20 protein-coding genes and 1 pseudogene are annotated in these 19644 nt (G+C 40.1%); 1 reads left to right on the top strand and 20 read right to left on the bottom strand.

The genetic code is table 11. The features are described 5' to 3' along the window. Nucleotides 1-43: 43 nt before the first annotated feature. From licT to NDM98_RS20390, 3 genes are all read right to left on the bottom strand, one after another. Entirely contained in the window at nt 44-889 is an 846-nt protein-coding gene (licT, locus tag NDM98_RS20400) for a BglG family transcription antiterminator LicT (RefSeq protein WP_251611371.1), read from the bottom strand. A 232-nt stretch (nt 890-1121) separates the two neighbouring features. Then, complete coding sequence (locus NDM98_RS20395; protein WP_251611370.1) at nt 1122-2243, bottom strand: NADH:flavin oxidoreductase; 1122 nt, start codon at nt 2241-2243, stop codon at nt 1122-1124. 156 nt (nt 2244-2399) lie between these two features. Then, a complete protein-coding gene (locus tag NDM98_RS20390) occupies nt 2400-3728 on the bottom strand; it encodes a hemolysin family protein (RefSeq protein WP_251611369.1) in 1329 nt (442 codons plus the stop codon). Between the two features lie 687 nt (nt 3729-4415). Between NDM98_RS20390 and NDM98_RS24770 the strand changes: the two are divergent. Further along, nucleotides 4416-6623 (top strand): annotated as a pseudogene (locus NDM98_RS24770) (MMPL family transporter). A gap of 158 nt (nt 6624-6781) precedes the next feature. Here NDM98_RS24770 and NDM98_RS20375 read toward each other — a convergent pair. The 17 genes from NDM98_RS20375 to NDM98_RS23655 all read right to left on the bottom strand — a co-directional run bounded on the left by NDM98_RS20375 (nt 6782) and on the right by NDM98_RS23655 (nt 19587). After that, nucleotides 6782-7951 (bottom strand): IS256 family transposase, encoded by a 1170-nt coding sequence (locus NDM98_RS20375; RefSeq protein ID WP_251611366.1) that lies wholly within the window; start codon nt 7949-7951, stop codon nt 6782-6784. Between the two features lie 478 nt (nt 7952-8429). Continuing rightward, the gene (locus NDM98_RS20370; RefSeq protein ID WP_251611365.1) at nt 8430-9278 is read right to left on the bottom strand and encodes a GNAT family N-acetyltransferase; all 849 of its coding nucleotides are present in this window, start codon (nt 9276-9278) and stop codon (nt 8430-8432) included. Nucleotides 9279-9293: 15 nt separating this feature from the next. Continuing rightward, on the bottom strand, nt 9294-9827 hold the full coding sequence (locus NDM98_RS20365; RefSeq protein WP_251611364.1) for a GNAT family N-acetyltransferase: 534 nt from the start codon (nt 9825-9827) through the stop codon (nt 9294-9296). A gap of 1 nt (nt 9828) precedes the next feature. Continuing rightward, nucleotides 9829-10263, bottom strand: a complete 435-nt coding sequence (locus tag NDM98_RS20360; RefSeq protein WP_251611363.1) for a GNAT family N-acetyltransferase — start codon at nt 10261-10263, stop codon at nt 9829-9831. Beyond that, the gene (locus NDM98_RS20355; protein WP_251611362.1) at nt 10260-10898 is read right to left on the bottom strand and encodes a hypothetical protein; all 639 of its coding nucleotides are present in this window, start codon (nt 10896-10898) and stop codon (nt 10260-10262) included. The genes NDM98_RS20360 and NDM98_RS20355 overlap by 4 nt, the downstream gene beginning before the upstream one ends. 10 nt (nt 10899-10908) lie before the next feature. Beyond that, nucleotides 10909-11295, bottom strand: a complete 387-nt coding sequence (locus NDM98_RS20350) for an HIT family protein (protein ID WP_251611361.1) — start codon at nt 11293-11295, stop codon at nt 10909-10911. A gap of 86 nt (nt 11296-11381) precedes the next feature. Next, entirely contained in the window at nt 11382-11885 is a 504-nt protein-coding gene (locus tag NDM98_RS20345; protein WP_251611360.1) for a GNAT family N-acetyltransferase, read from the bottom strand. Between the two features lie 111 nt (nt 11886-11996). Beyond that, nucleotides 11997-12269, bottom strand: a complete 273-nt coding sequence (locus tag NDM98_RS20340; RefSeq protein ID WP_251611359.1) for a hypothetical protein — start codon at nt 12267-12269, stop codon at nt 11997-11999. A gap of 173 nt (nt 12270-12442) precedes the next feature. Beyond that, nucleotides 12443-13318 carry a cation diffusion facilitator family transporter gene (locus NDM98_RS20335; protein WP_251611404.1) on the bottom strand — a complete coding sequence of 292 codons (876 nt, stop codon included), beginning with the start codon at nt 13316-13318 and terminating at the stop codon, nt 12443-12445. 82 nt (nt 13319-13400) lie between these two features. Then, nucleotides 13401-13604 carry a helix-hairpin-helix domain-containing protein gene (locus NDM98_RS20330; protein WP_251611358.1) on the bottom strand — a complete coding sequence of 68 codons (204 nt, stop codon included), beginning with the start codon at nt 13602-13604 and terminating at the stop codon, nt 13401-13403. Next, nucleotides 13601-13987, bottom strand: coding sequence for a VOC family protein (locus NDM98_RS20325; protein ID WP_251611357.1), 387 nt, complete (start codon nt 13985-13987; stop codon nt 13601-13603). Before NDM98_RS20325 ends, NDM98_RS20330 begins: the two co-directional genes overlap by 4 nt. After that, the gene (locus tag NDM98_RS20320; protein WP_251611356.1) at nt 13987-14970 is read right to left on the bottom strand and encodes a quinone oxidoreductase family protein; all 984 of its coding nucleotides are present in this window, start codon (nt 14968-14970) and stop codon (nt 13987-13989) included. The genes NDM98_RS20325 and NDM98_RS20320 overlap by 1 nt, the downstream gene beginning before the upstream one ends. 1546 nt (nt 14971-16516) lie before the next feature. Then, nucleotides 16517-17374: a glycine betaine ABC transporter substrate-binding protein gene (locus NDM98_RS20315; protein WP_251611355.1), complete on the bottom strand. Its 858-nt coding sequence runs from the start codon at nt 17372-17374 to the stop codon at nt 16517-16519. A 281-nt stretch (nt 17375-17655) separates the two neighbouring features. Continuing rightward, nucleotides 17656-18156 carry a glycoside hydrolase family 127 protein gene (locus NDM98_RS23670; protein ID WP_285804091.1) on the bottom strand — a complete coding sequence of 167 codons (501 nt, stop codon included), beginning with the start codon at nt 18154-18156 and terminating at the stop codon, nt 17656-17658. Next, nucleotides 18077-18262 carry a beta-L-arabinofuranosidase domain-containing protein gene (locus NDM98_RS23665; RefSeq protein WP_285804090.1) on the bottom strand — a complete coding sequence of 62 codons (186 nt, stop codon included), beginning with the start codon at nt 18260-18262 and terminating at the stop codon, nt 18077-18079. The genes NDM98_RS23670 and NDM98_RS23665 overlap by 80 nt, the downstream gene beginning before the upstream one ends. Beyond that, nucleotides 18231-19481: a glycoside hydrolase family 127 protein gene (locus NDM98_RS23660; protein ID WP_285804089.1), complete on the bottom strand. Its 1251-nt coding sequence runs from the start codon at nt 19479-19481 to the stop codon at nt 18231-18233. The genes NDM98_RS23665 and NDM98_RS23660 overlap by 32 nt, the downstream gene beginning before the upstream one ends. Next, a complete protein-coding gene (locus NDM98_RS23655; RefSeq protein WP_285804088.1) occupies nt 19453-19587 on the bottom strand; it encodes a hypothetical protein in 135 nt (44 codons plus the stop codon). Before NDM98_RS23655 ends, NDM98_RS23660 begins: the two co-directional genes overlap by 29 nt. Between the last annotated feature and the right edge of the window lie 57 nt (nt 19588-19644).

Raw genomic sequence — 19644 nt, 5'->3', positions numbered from 1 at the left:
TCAAATAGAAACTTAGGTCTTGCCTGCTTTACCAGTCACAATCCTAATTCGTATGTTGATGCTCTCTTACAATGCGTTGAATATGCAAAGTTAGATATAAGGTTTCATCCTCTGTTAATGTATACGAATGATTTTTCAACAGAAATTGCTTTATTTTATCTGCGCAAATTGCCGCTTTTGGAAATTTCTCTTTCACAATCGGATATAAACTATCTTCATGGCTTTCCATATGATCACCATTGATTAAACGCTGTGCAAAGAACTTAAGGTGTGTGACAAATCGATAATAGCTTAACGACTGTTCATCAAACTCCATTTGAAAATGATAGGAGACTACCTTTAGAACCTCTTGAATAATTTTTGTGATTGAAACCACAGTAGGAATTTCTTCTCCGATTTGGGCATTCACAAAATGTAAGGCAATTGAGGCAGCCTCATCTTCTGGAAGCTCTGCACCTAAACGGTCTTTAATAATAGATAGTGCCTTTACTCCGATTGCATATTCGTCAGGATAAAATCGTTTTACTTCCCAAATTAGACCGTTTTTTATCGGCAGCCCCTGATTATGTCTCTCCACTGCAAAATGAATATGATCTGTTAAGGAGATATAGATACTTTCCTGAAGTTGTTTTGCAAACTTTATGCGTGCCTCTTTAATAATCTCTTCAGACAATTCCATATAAGCAGATGGAATCTTCTCTAGTAATTCCTCCAGCTTCGCAAACGTAAGCTTATCTTCCATCCGAAATCGTTTTTCTATTTTTGATTCGTCCAGCTTGTCTTTTTTCTTTTTCTGAAATCCGACACCTGGCCCCATGATAATTACTTCATCTCCTGAAGCATCCAAAATGGTTACAGCATTGTTATTAAGAATCTTATGGATTCTCATAATTGGTTCACCTCAACCGAGATAAATGATCTTGTTAGTATAAACAAAAAAACAGACACTACCCTAATGAATTAGACTTATTTCAAGTCCAATTAATCTAGGGTATTGCCTGCTTTACCAGTCACAATTCCTAATGAATATCATTTTATAACAAGATCATAACATACATATAAAAATATGCAAGTGTTTTCATTACGCTAAAAAAACCCTTCGACCTTCTTATAAAAAGCTATTAAGTCAATTGTTTAATTGACTCTTGGGAGTACGGTACAGCTTTCTCCAATGCTCCATCCTTAAGCTTTGAAGCCCATTCCGGATCTGCTAAGAGTGCACGACCAACCGCCACTAGATCAAACTCATCCTGCTGTATTTTTGAAATCAGCTTTTCGATATTCTCTGATATCGATGTTTCATTAGCTGCCCCATTTTCATCTCTAAATGCATGATCTAAACCTAAAGAACCGACTGTGATCGTAGGTTTTCCCGTTACTTGTTTTGTCCAAGCAGCCAGGTTCCATGTATCTGATTCCTCAGCAAATTCAGGCTCCCAGAAACGTCTGGTCGATGCATGAAACACATCCACGCCTGCCTCTGATATTGGTTGTAATAGTTGTTTAAGCTCTTCTGAATTATGCGCTAGCTTCGCTCCGTAATCTCCAAGCTTCCATTGTGAATAACGGAAAACAATTAGAAAATCTGGTCCAACAGCTTCTCGGCAAGCTTTAACCACTTCTTGGGCAAATGTGGTACGTTCGACTAAATCACCGCCATATTTGTCCGTTCGTTTGTTAGTTTTCTCCCAGAGAAATTGATCGATTAAGTAGCCATGCGCTCCGTGTAGCTCAATTCCATCAAAACCAACTTTTTTGGCATCCGATGCAGCTTGCGCATACGCAGCAATGATTTGCTTGATCTCTTCTTCCGTTAAAGGATCCGTCACTTTAGTTCCAGTTAAATCAAGCCCTGATGGACTTATTGGCAGTTCCTTCTCATTAGGAAGGTCTCCTATTTTACGCGCTCCACCAACATGCCAGATTTGCGGGATAATCATGCCGCCTGCTTGATGTACTTCATCTACTACCTGCTTCCATCCTGCAAGTGCGTCTTCTCCATGAAAACGTGGAATATCCTGATGACTTACAGCTGATGGATGATTAATCGCTGTTCCTTCTGTAATAATTAAGCCAACCCCATTTTCAGCTCTTCTGCGATAATAAGCAGCCACGTTCTCATCAGGCACTCCATTAGGAGAGAAAGCCCTTGTCATAGGTGCCATTGCAATCCGTGTTGGTATAATTAAGTTACCTAATGGAACTGGATGAAATAATACGTCTTGATCTTTAATTAAACTCATTAAAAAAACCTCCCTATTTCTTTATACGTACCATTCTTTACTTTACTAAGTTTCACTACTATACAGCTTAGCTGATTTCCATGTCCAAATTTCTGCTCATTCTCAAGTTTATTGCCCTCAAAAAAACACCGCATCCATAGTGGACACGGTGTTCTTTTATTCATCATCTATATTTTCTTCATCTAATGGTTTAAGATACACATCAATTGTTTTGATTTGATGACCTTCAAACTCGTTGATTTTAAAAGCATATCTCCCAAAGAATAACTCTTCTTCTTCTTTAATATCGTATTTTTGTGTCATCATCCAACCACCGATTGTATCCGCATCTTCCTCTTCGATGTGTAGTTGAAGAAGTTCATTGACCTCGGTAATCATCGTTTGACCACTAATACGATAATAGTCATCATCAAGTTGAGTAACATCTGGTTCTTCCTCTTCATCAAATTCATCGTTGATCTCGCCAACAATCTCTTCAATGATATCTTCCATTGTTAAAAGACCAGCAGTACCGCCGTATTCATCAAACAAAATCGCCATATGGTTCTGATTTTTCTGCATGAGTATCAGTACATCTTTGATTGGTACGGATTCAATAACTGAGATAACAGGTCTGATATAATCATCAATTAATAATTCATTATTATGATCATCAACCAGATTTGAAAGGAGTTCTCGAACATTAATAATACCTAAAATATGGTCCTTGTCACCATTAACGACAGGATATCGCGTATATTTTTCGGTACGAATCAGTTTTATAATGTCTTCCATAGGATCATCAATTGAGATTGTCACCATTTCTGGACGTGGCACCATAATTTCCTTAGCAACCCGCTCATCAAAATCAAAGATCTTACTAACATAATTAAACTCTGACTGATTTATTTCACCACTTTTATAGCTATCAGAAAGAATGAGTCTTAATTCTTCTTCACTATGCGTGACTTCGTGCTCGCTCATCGGACGTAACCCAAATGATCGTGTTAAAATTCGAGCCGATCCATTTAATACCCAAATGAATGGATACAACAAACGATAGAACAAAATCAATGGTTGTGAAATCCAAAGTGTAACTTGTTCAGCCTTTTGGATAGCAAGTGTTTTTGGCGCAAGTTCTCCAACCACAACATGCAAAAATGTTGCAATCGAAAAAGAAATAATAATTGAAACGGTTGTAACAATCGCTTCATTAACACCTAATTCACCTATAATCGGATGTAGCATTCGTTCAAACGTTGGCTCGGCTAGTCGCCCGATACCTAGTGCTGTTATTGTTATACCCAACTGGCAGGCAGATAAGTATTCATCTAAATTAGATACCACTTTTTTAGCTGCCAACGCGCGCTTGCTTCCACCTTCAATGTGCGGTTCAAGCTGAGTGCTCCGAATTTTTACAATCGCAAATTCAGAAGCCACAAAAAAAGCAGTTAAGGCAATAAGCATTGCCACACCTAATAAATTAATAATCGTTCCAATCTCCAATAAGTTCCCTTAATAAAAGGGATTCACCTCCGTAAATGATTTTAAGTCTAAAGAACCTGCTGTTAAGCTATTCAATTGAATGGTTTTAACTACGGCCTCTCCACCATCAAATCACCTACTTTCCAATAATCTCTATGATAACTTATCTAGAGAATGTATTCTAATATCTTATTATACACTCTTTAGTCTTAACACTTAGTATAATTTTTTTCACTAAAAATAAAAACGCCAGCCCTGTAGTGTAGGACCCGGCGTTTTTCCATTATACATACTTCCAATTAACTGCTGACCAAAAAACGGTCATAACGAATGTTAAGCCTATGAAAGCCATAATTTTTGCGGGCTTCGGCCAAGCTTTAAACCAAGCCCCATCTTTTTTGATCCTGATCAAATGCCCATACATCTACCGCTACAATCATAGCAATGAGAAACCCCATAAGAATCGGATGGAACATTGGATACCTCCTAAAGATTGTTTCCAATATTATACTAGATAACATCGACAGATGCGACCCTTTCTAGAGTATTGAGTGGAACTCATTTACTAACCCTGTTGTGATTTTACTAATCCTCTATATTCATCTCAACACCTTATCAATTGATAAGTTTGCATGATCATGATATAACCCTATTAGACCTTCAGCTTATCGATTGATAAGTATGATCACAAATTTAAAGGAGACTAACATGAAAAACGGACTGACAAAAACCGCACATGCGATTGTTGGCAAAAAAGGCCGCTTGGATTACATTAGGCATTTGGATTCTAGCTATTATCAGCTTTCAACTCTTGCTACCAGCATCTGGTGATTATACCGATGATACCGTAGAACCTTTGCCTTCTGATCAACCTTCTATTCAGGCTGCCGCCACGATGGAGGAGTATTTTCCGAATAGTGATGGGCTTCCTGGTCTCATTACTTGGTACCGCGAATCAGGCTTAGAAGAGGAAGATATCACAGCTATACAGGAGCTTTCTCAAAGCCTCACAGATAATGAACTAAATGCACAAGAGATGGCCGTCCCTTATCAGGAAATCCCTCTCCCTGCCTTACAAGAAATGATTTCTGAAGATGGCACCACATTTATACAAGCCATTCTTTTTAAAAGTAACGTAACAGCTGATGAAACAAAGGCTGGACTGACGGAACTAGAAGAGAGAGCTAGCGACATCTTAGGAGAAAACCCATTCGAACAAGCACTAGATTCTAATGAGTTAGTCACTAGAGCTACTGGTCCTGCGGGTATAAGTGTAGATGCAACGGAGTTATTTGCAGACGCCGATGTTTCCTTATTAATTGGAACGGTCCTATTAGTACTTGTGTTTCTACTTATAATCTACCGATCTCCTATCCTACCGCTTGTTCCACTACTTGCAGTTGGTGCGGCTTATGCAGTAGCAACTCCAATACTCGGATGGATGGCGAAATCAGGAATCATCTCATATGATTCACAAGGAATTGCCATTATGACCGTTCTATTATTTGGAGCAGGCACAGATTATTGCTTATTTTTAATTGCGAGATTCCGACTATTTTTATATGAAGAACAAAATCGACTTAAGGCCATTCGACTCGCTTTATCTGATACCGCTGGAGTCATAGGTGTTAGTGGATTAACGGTGGTCTCTGCTCTTATGGCACTTTTGGTCTCACAATACGGTACGATCCATAACTTTGCTGTTCCATTTGGATTATCAATCTTTGTGATGATGATTTCATCCTTAACATTAGTACCAGCTTTATTAAGCTTAATTGGTCGAACAGCATTTTACCCATTTGTTCCAAGAACGGAAGAAATGGAGCACAAACGAGCAAAGAAAAAAAAAAAAAAGTGAAACTTCATAAACAATCGCGCTTTTGGCATAGTGTTGGACAGTTTGCTGCCCAAAAGCCAATTCGAACCATTCTTATTACACTCGTTCTATTAATTGGTAGTTCGTTCTTTGTGACACAGGTTCAATATTCTTATGACACCCTATCCTCTTTTCCAGAAGATACACCTTCCCGCGAAGGGTTTGCTCTTATCACTGATGCATTTGGTTCCGGTGATTTAGCGCCAGTTCAAATTGTATTTGATGTGGCAGGAGAAGACGTCGATTTAACTGAGGACTTAGAGAGCCTAAGTGGTGTATATAAAGTAGAGGAACCAGAAGTTAGTGAAGTAAACGATGATATTGTGATGTATCAAATAGAATTAGAGGAGAATCCATATAGTAACGAAGCAATGGATGATCTTGAAGCTATTCAAGCGAGTGCAATCGAAATCAAAGATCAACACCAGTTAGCTGATGTATGGATTGGCGGTCAAACCGCTGAACAAGTTGATCAACGCAGTATCATTGAAGCCGACGAGGGGAAAATAATTGCGTTGGTTGTTGTGATCGTCTCTATTTTACTTCTTTTATATTTACGATCAATCACGGCTATGCTTTATTTAGTTGCAACAGTTCTAATCTCCTATACAAGTGCACTTGGGCTTGGCTGGGTGATACTGCACTATGGTTTTGATGTACCGTCAATTTCTGCTTTAATCCCTATCTATGCCTTTGTATTTATTGTGGCGCTTGGTGAAGATTATAATATCTTCATGATCTCAAATATCTGGGAGAAGAAACGAAGTCTGCCGCTAAAACAAGCGATAAGAGAAGGGGTAGGACAAAGTGGTGGTGTTATTACTTCAGCAGGTGTCATCCTAGCAGGAACATTTGCTGTTCTAACAACTCTTCCAATTCAAGTTCTTGTTCAATTCGGTCTTATCACAGCGATTGGTGTACTACTAGACACCTTTATCGTTCGACCATTACTTGTGCCAGCTATTACAAGTTTACTTGGAAAATGGGCATTTTGGCCTTCTAAGCAGATGGCAGAGAAGTCGATTGAGAAAGAAAATTAAGTAGGAAATGAACCAGGCGTAACGACAATTTATATTGTGGTCAAGTCCTAATTTATGTGTAAAATACCTCGTCACTATTTTCAAGTCTTGATCTTAATGAATAATTTGTTTTCATTATCAGTTTAGGGTAGAGGAGCCGTCGGCTCCTCTATTTCATTTCACGTTTCAGGCAAATACTTTCTCTTACACAACCTCAATTCGTCGTAATCCTTCAGAACCGCTCCAATCAAACGGAACGCAGATTGTTGATTAGGGAAAATACGTATGACTCCTTCTCTACGGCGAACCTCTGAATTCAACCGCTCTAGGTTGTTTGTGCTCCGCAGTAACGGATGATATGATTTCTGCTCACTCATGTATTGAATGGCATCTTCAAGTCCTTCTTCAAGTTTATTTAACGCGTTCTCATACTTCTTCTGTCCTTCGTAATTGGATGCGATTTCTTGATAAAGGGCTCGTGCTTCTTTTTGAGTTTGGCGAGTAAAGATATCTTTAACCAATGAGCGAAACGTTTCCGTTTCTTTTTTTGGAAGGGCACTAAAGATATTTCGTTTAAAATGAACGGTGCACCGCTGCCAACTTGAGCCTGTAAATGCTTCGTGGATCGCTGCTTTTAAGCCTTTGTGGGCATCTGAAATCACGAGTTTTGGAGATAAAAGCCCACGTGATTGAAGACTTTCGAAGAAAGATTCCCATCCAGCTTTCGTTTCATCATGTGTAATATGAAAACCAATGATTTCTCTTTTGTGATCTTCATTCACGCCCACAGCGATGTAGACTGCTTTGGACACGACTTTTTGGTACTCGCGTACCTTAATATAAAGCGCATCAGTATAGATATAAGGATATTCTTTTCCAACTAAAGATCGACTCGACCACTCTTTGACGAAAGGATCTAACCTTTCTGTTAGACTTGATACAAAGGATTTAGACACATTTTCTCCGCACAGTTTCACGACCGCTTGAGTCACTTTGCGTGTTGAAACCCCTTGGACAACCATTTCAACCATCGTTGCTATCAGTGCTTGATCTGTTCGTTGATAGCGCTCAAAAAGAGACGGAGAGAACTTTCCATTACGCGAACGAGGCACCTTAAGAGTGATCTTCCCAATTGAAAGCATATAATCTCTCTCATAGTACCCATTACGATAATCAACCCGATCTCCAGTGCGTTCATAAGAGCTGGATTTCAGATACTCATCGCGCTCCTGTTCCATCATTTGATTGAGAATCAGAATAATCGAAGATTTAATGGTGGCATTTAAATTTGAGCCGATTAATTCCTCTTTAATTACATCCATATCTACGTTAAAATTAAATTGGGTCATGTCCCATTCCTCCTGTTGATGATTTTCTTGGCGAAAATAGTGTATCACGAGGATGGGCCATTGGCCTTTTTTTATTTTTACTTTTACACAATTATATGGACTCTACTTATATTGTCTGTTACGCCTGGTTTTTTGAACTGTACTCTTGCTAAATTAGATTCTCTCATGCAGAATCCAAAAAACCTCTTTGTAAGAGATTTTGTTTCTTAGTGAAGTTCCATTCGGTCTTGTTAAATAGGACTTCCTCTTGCTGAACCCTCAATATCTCTTCGTAATTAGCTCTGTTTCTTAGTAACGATCCATTCGGTCTTGGTTTTTTTATGTTCTTTCTTGTTAACTTGGCCTTCCTCTTGCTGAACCCACAACACCTCTTCGTAAGTGGCTCTGTTTCTTAGTAAGGATCCATTAGGCCTTGGTTCTTTTATGTTCCTACTTGTTACTGGGGTTTTCCCTTGATTGATAAAGTTGCCAGAACCGATCAGAGATATTCAGTTTCAGAGCTCTTTATCGTGCCCTGATGAAAATAGAGTTGCCAGCGTCCGTCAATCTGCTTCCAAATGGAGCTGCGTAAGGTTCTTCTATTATTTGTTTTGTTCATTATTTGATAGGTTGTTAATACAATCCCCTCCGATAAACGACGCATCGCAAAATCATGAATCGTCATCTCGTCAGGGCTAACTCCATCAGCTAGACACTCTTCTTTACCGAACATTCTACCTGACGAGCCAATTTCAACAAAATTATCCGCTAAAATATGTCCAAGCTTTTCACTAGACTTGCGAATATCAGGATGTAAGTGGCTTTCCTCAAGCTCTCGAATCATATTCATAAACGAACTCTCACCTACATTGGCGACCATCCTAATCGATGTTCCTTCCATTCCAACTTCTACAAATCCTAAGCTTTGATATAGTTTTACTGCACTGATATTATCTGGGTCCACACTGAGCGAGAGCTTAAGAAACCCATCTATTTTAGCTTGTTCCATTAATGCTCGCATTAACTTACGTCCCAAGCCTTGGCCTCGTCCCTCTTTACTCACTGCAATACCAAGCTCTGGTGTGCATTCATCTACATAGCCATATCCCTTATCTGCTCCTTGAAGAAGTCTAAACCAAACCGCCCCCACTGGTTTATCCTCACTATTTAAAGCAATGAACGCCTGGTCTCCTGGCCTCCCCCAATTTATGTGATATTTGAGCATATCTTTAGTATCGAGTAATTGTTTTAATGGTGGTTTCTTTGATTCGTCAATAAAAATCGATTCGTAGAGCATTTCTTTTAGAAAATCGTGCTCAGCTTTGTTTAGTTTGCGTATCTCAAACAAGGTGTTTCCTCCCCCTTAAAAGCAATTAACTTCATTTTCCAGCAAGCTATAAATAAGCGAGTCTCTCCAGCCTTCATCTAGCAGAAGGTTTTCACGCAGCTTACCTTCCTTTTGCATACCTACCTTCTGCATCACTCGCTCTGAACTTATATTACGAGGATCACATGTTGCAAATATACGGTGAAGCTTTTGTTCAGAAAATCCATACGAGAGCATTTGCTTTGCTGCTTCGGTAGCAAAGCCCTTTCCCCAATAATTAGGATGTAAAATATATGCCAACTCTCCCACCCTATTATGTCGATCTCTAATGTTTAGTTCCGCCGATCCGATGCAGAATTGTGTCTCATTCTCGATGATTGCAAATGCATATCTACTTCTTGGTTCACAGGCTGAATCTTGTATAAGTTGAACCAGATATGACTGCGAGTCAATCTCGGTCTGCACGCGCCATGCTTGGTATTGACTCACACTTGCCAGGCGCGCATATTGATTAATAGCCTTCCAATCATCGTATCGGAATTCACGTAAGGAGATGTTTGTTGAGTGCAAACTAATCAACCTCCTCAAACTTCTTTCTAAACACTTTCTGATCACGAGTATGTTCATAACCTAAATGATGATAAAAAATATGAGCCTCATTTCTTTGTGACCCTGACCGTAATCTCATTTCTGTAAAAGCATTTGCACGAGCCCATTCTTCACATGCCATCATGAGCTTCTGGCCTACTCCTGATCTTCTAACTGTTTGATCGACCACAATGCCTCCGATTTCAGCATACTCTAACTCAATAAGATATTTTCCATAGACATGAGCCCAGCCTGAAATCAGGTGATCTGCTTCTTCATTCACAAAGATACCGTGAGTTTTATTGGATAACATTCGATCAAGGCGGACTTCAGCTAAATCGCGATCGACTATATAGCCTAATTGAAGGCATAACGTCGCTAACGCAGGAGCATCTTTCATTTCTGCCGGTCGAATCATTGGGTTAATTCCTCTAAAATAGAGACTTTTTTTGTTGTTAAATCCACTAGACGAGTGCGAGTATCATTTTGGGCTACAAACACGCTGCCGCCATCTGAGTTAAGACAATAAGCAATTGGAATAGATTGATCCGCGCCTTTAAATATTCCATTGGCATGACTTACACCGATCACCATCACTTGATGATTAACAGCAATTTCTTTTGCTTTTCCTATCCATTCATTAAATTGCTCGATACTATACATGCCTACACCAATCGGATGAACGATGAGATCAAGAAGCTGGTTGGGTTCCTTTTTTAACCCTTGAAGCAAAAGTTCATCACATAAGATATGCCCTATTCTCAAACCTTCAACAGTTGCAATTTGTGTTTTTGTGTACTTTTGACGATCAATACATACATGGCCATCCGCCCCAATCAAAACGGCATAATCCTTTGGATGATCACTCATCCGGCGATAGCCTCCTACTAAGATGGTTCTCGTATCCTTTGCCAGTTGACAGGCTTGTTCAACATTTTCATTTAGATACCCTTCAGGAAATATAACCATATCAACGTTAGCGTTACTCTTTAATACTTTTTCTAATTGTAATATGGATTCCTCTAACTTAGGCTGCATGATTAAGATGTTCATATATCACCTCTTATTGGTTTTTAAACAGATAGCGAATTCCTTTCCCCGCCATTTCTTCATGTTCATATCGTGGTAACACATGCATGTGAGCGTGGGGGATATGCTGTCCGGCGACACTTCCACAATTCCAGCCAATGTTATAGCCAGCAGGTTGTAATGTTGTATCGAGCCAGTTCTTTACTTGCTTAAGTAATTCAAAGGTATCCTCCCATTCCTGAGATGTTAAATCGAATACCGTCTCTCGATGTTGTTTTGGAACAATGACACCAGCCCCATTCAAAGCTACACCCTCTCTCTGAGCGGACTTCAACTGCAAAAACATACAGCTCGAATGACTAAAAATGATTTGCTTGTCTGTCTCTATATTTGGGTAACAAAATACACAGTTCTCGTTCAAAATAAACCCTCCTGTCTCATTTACTTTCCATATGATATTCATAATTCCTGCACAAAAAAACCAACACGATTGTTACGTGCTGGCTGTTAAATCATTTTGTAATATAAGTTTGTTGTTTCGAGTATTCCTTTTTCGTTACGTGCAAAATGAGGAATGGCTCCTGCAAAAACAAAGCCTAAGCTTTTATAGAGCTCATTAGCATGATCACCATCTCGAGTATCTAAAACGAGTAAACTTCTGTTTTGTTCAAGTGCTTTCTTTTCAATTTCTTTCATTAATGCCTTTGCAACACCTAAGCGACGTGCATCTGGATGAACCATTAGTTTACAAATTTCTCCTCGATGTGATCCATTCGGTTTTTCAACTAATTCTATGTATACCACACCTATTAGTCGCTGATTTATAAAAGCCCCCAGTAGGATTCGAGATTCATTCGGTTTGTGGCTCTCCCAAAAATCTTCAGCTTCTTCCTTTTGCATAGGTAGCAAAAATCCAATGGATGCTCCGTTATTCACAGTTACCTGAATAAGTTCGCAAAGTTCTTGTTTGTATCGATCAATGGCTAGAAGCTCTTGTATATGTACACTCATTGTTGCACCTCCATCTGTTATTTTACTTTTTTTATACATCTCATCAAGTGTAACTGTGACGTTTTCTTACATTCAAAAAAGATCCCTATGATTAGGAATCTTTTAACCATTTTATATTTTATCTTCATCTTCCGGAACATGATCATCTAAATGCTTTGTTTCATTTTTTCTCTTCTTAATGTAGAAGTATGACCAATAAAACGATGCCACTATACCAGGTAATACTGTTACTAGAAATGTAGCCCCAACTGATAAATCAGCTATTAAACCGTCTGGCCAAATGGACTCTACGATAAAAAGAACGCCAGACCCTATTAAACCTGTTAATACTCCTCCTCCAATTGCAAAAAGAAGCGTAATCCATATTACCTTACTTGTTTTCATCTAACCATCCCAACTCTATGACTTGTCTGTTTTACTGATAAAATAGTAACTTCACAGCTAAGTCTCTCTATATTTTGTTACGTAAAGTACTGTTCCCATTGAAACCAAAAGAGAAACATCTATATATAAAATCTTGATATAACAAAAAAACCAGAAGCTTTGGCCCTGGTTTTTTACTTACGATTCTCCCTCTCATGCTCAGGTTCTGGATGAATAAAAACCTCTGCACGCGGAAATTCTTTTTCTATTTTTTCTTCTATTCGATCACAAAGCTCGTGGACTTCTCCCATACTCGCTTCAGAAGGTACAACTAAGTGAAAATCGATATATTCTTGAGGACCGGATCTTCTAGACCTAAAATTATGGACTTCTAGATATTCGTCTTTAAAGGATTCAATAATCTTCAAGACAGCTGACTCTTCATTTTCAGTCAAACGAGAATCAATTAATGGAGGGAAGGTTTCTTTCATTAACTTAAACGCCTCAATCATGATATAAATGGCAAGAATCATACCAATAATGGAATCGAGAATATACCAACCAGTTAAGGTAACAAGCAATAAGCTGACAGCTACACCGAGTGACGTATACACATCTGTTAAAAGATGTAGGGCATTAGATTTCATGGCCACTGAGTGTACACGATCCGCTTCCTTACGTACTACCTTAGAAACAATAAAATTAATGGTTGCTCCCACGACCATGACAAGAACACCAAGCAAGGGAAGCTGTAATGGTTCTGGATGAATGATCTTGTGCACGCACTCATAGATAATCCAAATACCCGCAACAAAAATCAAAATCGTTTCAATGGTACCTGATAAATTCTCGACCTTTCCATGTCCGTATGGATGAACTGAGTCAGCCGGTTTTTTTGAGATCCGTACGGAAAAGAACGCAATTAATGAAGCCATCAAGTCTAATGAAGAGTGAATCGCCTCTGATAGTACAGCTACTGAACCCGTTATAATACCTACTACTATTTTAATTGCAACAACAAATGTATTGCTCATTACAGATAAAAACGCAATTTTTGTAGTCCTCAAGATCCCACCCTCTTTTATAACGTCGCTGTTTTACACCTCCATTTAGTCTTTCCGGCTAACTCTTTTTTCATCCTATGTGTTTTGTTTACGTCTTAGTAGTAAAAGATAAATTCTGCTCATGCAATGCTTCACGTATAATACGAACAGCCTTAGGACCAACACCATGTATCGCTAAAAGATCTTTCTCAGTCCACTCTGTTAACTGCTCCAAATGGGTATACCCCAATTCTTTTAATGCTCTTCTCGCTGGGTTTCCGATATTTTGCGGCAAATCTTCAAGATCAATCATCCCACATCACCCTTTATGCTTGTATATCCTGCCTCTAGCTTAGATTCATCCGTAAAATATATTCCATTTCCTGAATCATCCTTTGCACCTACCCATAATCCATCTGGCGTCTCCGCCGGTTCACCAATAAAGGTCAAGTGATCCTTATAACGAATGAGGGTCTGATGAACAGAAGGAACCAAAAATACAGGACCCGCCGCATCTATCCGTCCCGCTTCAACCTGTTCGATCAACAATTTCACCTCAGAGCCTGGAAGATCAAAGGCAACCGTCAGATCACCTTCACGCCATGATTCAGTAAAACCTAGAGTATCACGATACAAATCAACTGCTGTTACAAGATCTTTTACAGGAACAAATTGATAGATCAATTTCCCTTCCATTATGATTCCTCCTCATGAACGGTTAGAATGATTTTTCCGGTGTGTTGCCGTTTTTCCATTAACCTATGGGCTTCTGCAACATCTTCTAAAAGAAATTCATGACCTACATGCACATTTATGAGACCGAGATGAAGAAGCTGAATTACCTTATGCGAGATATCTTGTAGCTGATTTGGTCTTAGTTTTCTGGTTGTTCCTAAACTATACCCCAAAAACGAACGACAACTCGAATGGACATCATCTTTACTCACATTTGCTTGTTCTCCGCTTGACTGACCAAAATGAACAAGTCTGCCATACGGAGCTAAGCATTCCAAACTGCGGGAAGTCACTTCTCCACCCACAGAATCTAAAATAAGATCAACACCCTTCCCATTGGTTTCATTCAGGATTTGTTGAGAAAAATCCTGATAGGAATACACCTCATCCGCTCCGTATACTATAGGAACATGAGCTTTTTCCAAATCACCAACAGTAGAAAAAATGGTATGTGCATTAAAATGCTTTGCAAGTTGAATAGCAGTCGAACCCACTCCACCTGAACCTGAGTGAATTAGCACTGAATGATCAGGTTGGATTCCACCAATATCTTTTAACAATTTATAAGACAAAAACGCCACAATTGGACTCGCCGCCGCACAAGTAAGATCCATATCATCAGGAATCGCATAAACAAGCTGCTCATTAGCTATCGCATACTCAGCATAAGAACCATGTTTTGGGAACGCGATCACCTTCTGACCAACCTCAACATCCCGTACATGTTGCCCAACTTGTTCAACACGACCAACTAGATCAAGACCTAAAATAGCCGGAAACTCTGCCTTCCCCTTCTTCCCTCTCCTACTTTTTAAATCTGCAAAATTAACACTTGTCTTTAAAACCCGAATCAGCACCTCATCAGCCTGTGGTTCTGGCCGAGGAATATCCGTATACTCCAAAACCTCAGGCCCACCATAACGATTTATGATCACAGCCTTCATGCTCTCACTCCTCTACATTAAGTCATATATGTCTCGGTCTATGTATAACTCTTTCTACAGCGGGCGGTGCATTCCTTTTTTTAGATAGGCGGAGAACACCGAACGCAAGGTTGATGATTAATGGGTTCCGTGGCTTGTAGGTTATTTGTGGGGCCTTTTACTGATATCTGTTCCTCTTTACCGATATCTGCTCCTCTTTACTGATATCCCGCTCTCTTTACTGATATCTCGCTCTCTTTACTGATATCCGGCTCTCTTTACTGATATCCGGCTCTCTTTACTGATATCTCGCTCTCTTTACTGATATCCGGCTCTCTTTACTGATATCTGCTCCTCTTTACTGATATCCCGCTCTTTTTACTGATATCCCGCTCTCTTTACTGATATCCCGCTCTCTTTACTGATATCCCGCTCTCTTTACCGATTTCTGCTCCTCTTTGCCGATATCCCGCTCTCTTTGCCGATATCCGGCTCTCTTTACCGATATCCGGCTCTCTTTACCGATTTCCCGCTCTCTTTACTGATATCCCGCTCTCTTTACCGATATCCGGCTCTCTTTACCGATATCCGGCTCTCTTTACCGATATCCTGCTCTCTTTACTGATATCCCGCTCTCTTTACTGATATCTCGCTCTCTTTACTGATATCTACTCCTCTTTACCGATATCTGGCTCTCTTTACTGATATCTGCTCCTCTTTACCGATTTCCGGCTCTCTTTGCCGATATCCGGCTCTCTTTACTGATATCTGCTCCTCTTTACCGATTTCCGGCTCTCTTTACTGATATCCCGCTCTTTTTACTGATATCCCGCTCTCTTTACTGATATCCCGCTCTCTTTACTGATATCCCGCTCTCTTTAACGATTTCTGCTCCTCTTTGCCGATATCCCGCTCTCTTTGCCGATATCCGGCTCTCTTTTGCCGATATCCGGCTCTCTTTGCCGATATCCGGCTCTCTTTACCGATATCCTGCTCTCTTTACCGATTTCCCGCTCTCTTTACTGATATCCCGCTCTCTTTACCGATATCCGGCTCTCTTTACCGATATCCGGCTCTCTTTACCGATATCCTGCTCTCTTTACCGATATCTGGCTCTCTTTACTGATATCCCGCTCTCTTTACTGATATCTCGCTCTCTTTACTGATATCTACTCCTCTTTACCGATATCTGGCTCTCTTTACTGATATCTGCTCCTCTTTACCGATATCCGGCTCTCTTTACCGATTTCCCGCTCTCTTTACTGATATCCCGCTCTCTTTACCGATATCCTGCTCTCTTTACTGATATCTCGCTCTCTTTACCGATATCTGGCTCTCTTTACTGATATCCCGCTCTCTTTACTGATATCCCGCTCTCTTTACTGATATCTCGCTCTCTTTACTGATATCCCGCTCTCACCCCCGATTCCTCAGTCTCATCCTCTCTTCCTCGATTCCGCCCCCTCTTTCCCGATTCCTCACTCTCATCCTCAATCCCGATCACCCACCAATCAACCCCACACAAAAAACCGCCTCTCCAACAGAGGCGGTTTCCAAGCAACATCATTTATTTCAGATCTTCAATCGAATCAATATCTACATATTCTGGTACTGCGAGTCCGATTCGGGCTCCTTCTAAGTTTGGACCTAGGTCGACGATGTTTTCTTTATAGTCTTCATAATAAGCGCCGTGCGTTTTGGGTAACCATGCACCTACCATTGCATCTGCATCTCCAGAATCTACTGATGCCCACATAAATGCTGGCTCAAGTTGAGTGAGAGTAACATTGTATCCTATGTCTTCCAAGACTTTTGCGACTACATGTGTCGAAGCTGTTTCGGAGTCCCACGCTACGTATGAAAGAGTAATCTCATCTCCAGATACTGAATCTACGCCATCCGTCCACTCAGACACTTTTTCTTGATGCTCTTCTACCCAGCTAGCTGCTGCTTCGGTTGGTTCTTTTCCTTCAAAAACATCAAGCATCACTGCACCAATATCGTCTGGCTCCCAGTAGAAGTTGTCAAGAACGGTGTATGCTTCTGGTGCTTCTTCCTCAAGGCTCTTTTTTGTAAAGGTGTGGATGTTTTCTGTTTCACCATATACGCCTTTAGGATCATCCAAATATTTTAGATCATAGGCAAGAAAAATCCAGTGAGGGTATGACGCTGTTACAATAATAGGCTCTTCATTTTCATAAGCTTCTCCAAGAGCTGCTGTCATGGTTGGGTCTGAGCTTGGCTGAAGGTGAATATCCAATCCATATTCAGAAATTGCGTCTTCTGTATTCATCATGACGCCTGCTCCAGGATCTACCCCGATAATTTCATCTATTTGTGTTCCTTGATTAGCATCATCTGTTCCACATGCTGATAATGCAGCTGCCGAAATGATACCTGTAACAATCATCATACTCTTTTTCAATTCTTCCAAGCTCCTTGTCTCTCTAGTGGTTAACTCTGCTAACTATACGGGTAATCTAAATCTCAAACAAATGTGTAATAAGATGATAAAGCTTAATAAAACACGCTTAATCGATGAGGACATAACTTTAGCAGTAGTCATTCGTATAATTACTCGCTAATACTATCGAATTATGTCGAATTGTCTATCTGATTTTAGTCGTAGTATAACCATATAGGACATTTTTATCGCAAAAAAACACTGAATTTCTCCAGTGTTTTTCCTATTTCCTAGTCAAACTATCACTTATAAGCCATCCAAACAACCATCTCACCAACTCCACGATTCGCCCAAGCATAATACGGAATGGCCTTAAAGCTTGTTTCTTGTCTTTTTAATTCCCCACTTGTCAAATAGAGCGATTGCTTAGATGAGTCTGCCACTTCTGTTCTAAGTGCTTTTCCCTTAAGTACCATGATCCCATTTAAAAGGTCACTCTCAAAAGATGCCTCAATAGGTTGACTACAATCTATGGATAAGCTAGATAAGGCTTCTCCATTATCAATTTGCTCTAGGCAATACACGACTGGTCCTCGCTGAAGCGCAACTTTTCCAGCATTTTCTCTCAAATCAGGATGAGCAAACAGGATCTCTGTTTCCATTGGGAATTGCAGTTGAACTTGATCATGTTCTTGCCACTTCCGGGTTACATATACATAGCCATTAACTAGCTGAGTTGATGATTCCTCTCCATTCACTAACAGAGTGAAGGACTTTGCCCAAGCCAGGAATGCGAAACGCAAGGGTGCCTTCAAAGACTTGTTCAGGGTTAACAGAGAAGTTTATTTCACCATTCCACGGGAATTCAGAGTCTTGCTTAATATGGACTTTTGTTTCCCCTAACTCCAAGCGTTGTTTCGCTGCCGATATAAAGGTTTACAAATCCGATATGGTCCTTAACGGAGTAAACATACGAGCCAATGGAGGCAATTAACCGAGCAATATTAGGAGGACAACAAGCGCATCCGAACCAAGGCTGTCGTTCTGGCTTCACGTGCTTATAGTCGTGGCGATGATTTGCTTGTTCTGGCCATACTTCTAGCGGATTTACATAGAAGAATTTTGTCCCGTCTAATTGAATTCCACTAATTGTACCGTTGTAAATCGCTCGTTCAACCACGTCTGCATACTCACCATTTGCCTCTAACTCCATCATTTTTTTTGCCCAGAAAACAAGTCCAATCGAGGCGCATGTTTCTGTATAGGCGAGGTCATTTGGAAGGTCATAATTAAAGCTAAAAGACTCTCCAAACTCTGCCGAACCAATTCCCGCGGTGACATACATTTGTTTTTGAACGACATTATTCCACAGTGTTTTGCAGGTTTTCTTAAGACTCTCATCGTCTAAAATACTCGCTAAATCTGCCATCGCTGTGTACATGTAGACAGCTCGAACCGCATGCCCTGCAGCTGTTTTCTGTTCTCTTACTGGAGCGTGTGATTGCGAGTAACTGTAGCTATTATGGAACCATCTATGAGGCTCTTCTCCACGCTTTTTGGCCTCGATATCAAAAAAGTGTGGTTGCTCTCCTCGGATATCAATAAAAAATTGAGCAAGCCTCAAATAACGCTCTTCATGTGTTACTCGATATAATTTAAGCAGAGCTAGTTCAATTTCTTGATGGCCATCATATCCTCTTAGTTGGTTCTGCTTTAAGCCAAAAATGGAGTCCACATAATCGGCAAATCGACACATGATTTCAAGTAGATTACGCTTTCCTGTTGCTTCGTAATAGGCGACCGCCGCTTCAATAAAATGCCCACCTACATAGAGTTCATGATTATCTCTCAGGTTAGTCCATCTCTTCCCTGGTTCTTTAACCGTATAATACGTGTTCAAATACCCATCAGGCTGCTGCGCTCTTCCAATTAACTCAATGACATCGTCACACGTTTCTTCTAATTGCTGATCCGGTCTCTCCTGCAACGTATATGCGGCTGCTTCAATCCACTTTGCTACATCACTATCCTGAAACACAAATCCGTGGAATTCCCCTTCTTCTTCACCTGCTGCTATTCTAAAATTTTTAATTGCATGACTAGGTGCTGCTCCAAGCAATTCGGTCATTGAGTGCGTCCCATTGATAAGGAATAACTTTGTCCTTAACCAAATCTATATATCTACTCCAAAATGAATCAGTGACACTTACTTCAGTTTTTTGCTGAATCGTCATAATCATCAGCCTCTCTAATTATATTATGAAATCGCTTACAGTTGATCTTATCAAACC

The sequence above is a fragment of the Alkalicoccobacillus plakortidis genome, from assembly GCF_023703085.1.
In the GTDB taxonomy this organism is placed as follows: Bacteria; Bacillota; Bacilli; order Bacillales; family Bacillaceae_D; genus Alkalicoccobacillus; species Alkalicoccobacillus plakortidis.
The sequence above is the reverse complement of the archived record's forward strand: the minus strand, read 5'-3'. Positions and strand labels throughout refer to the sequence as shown.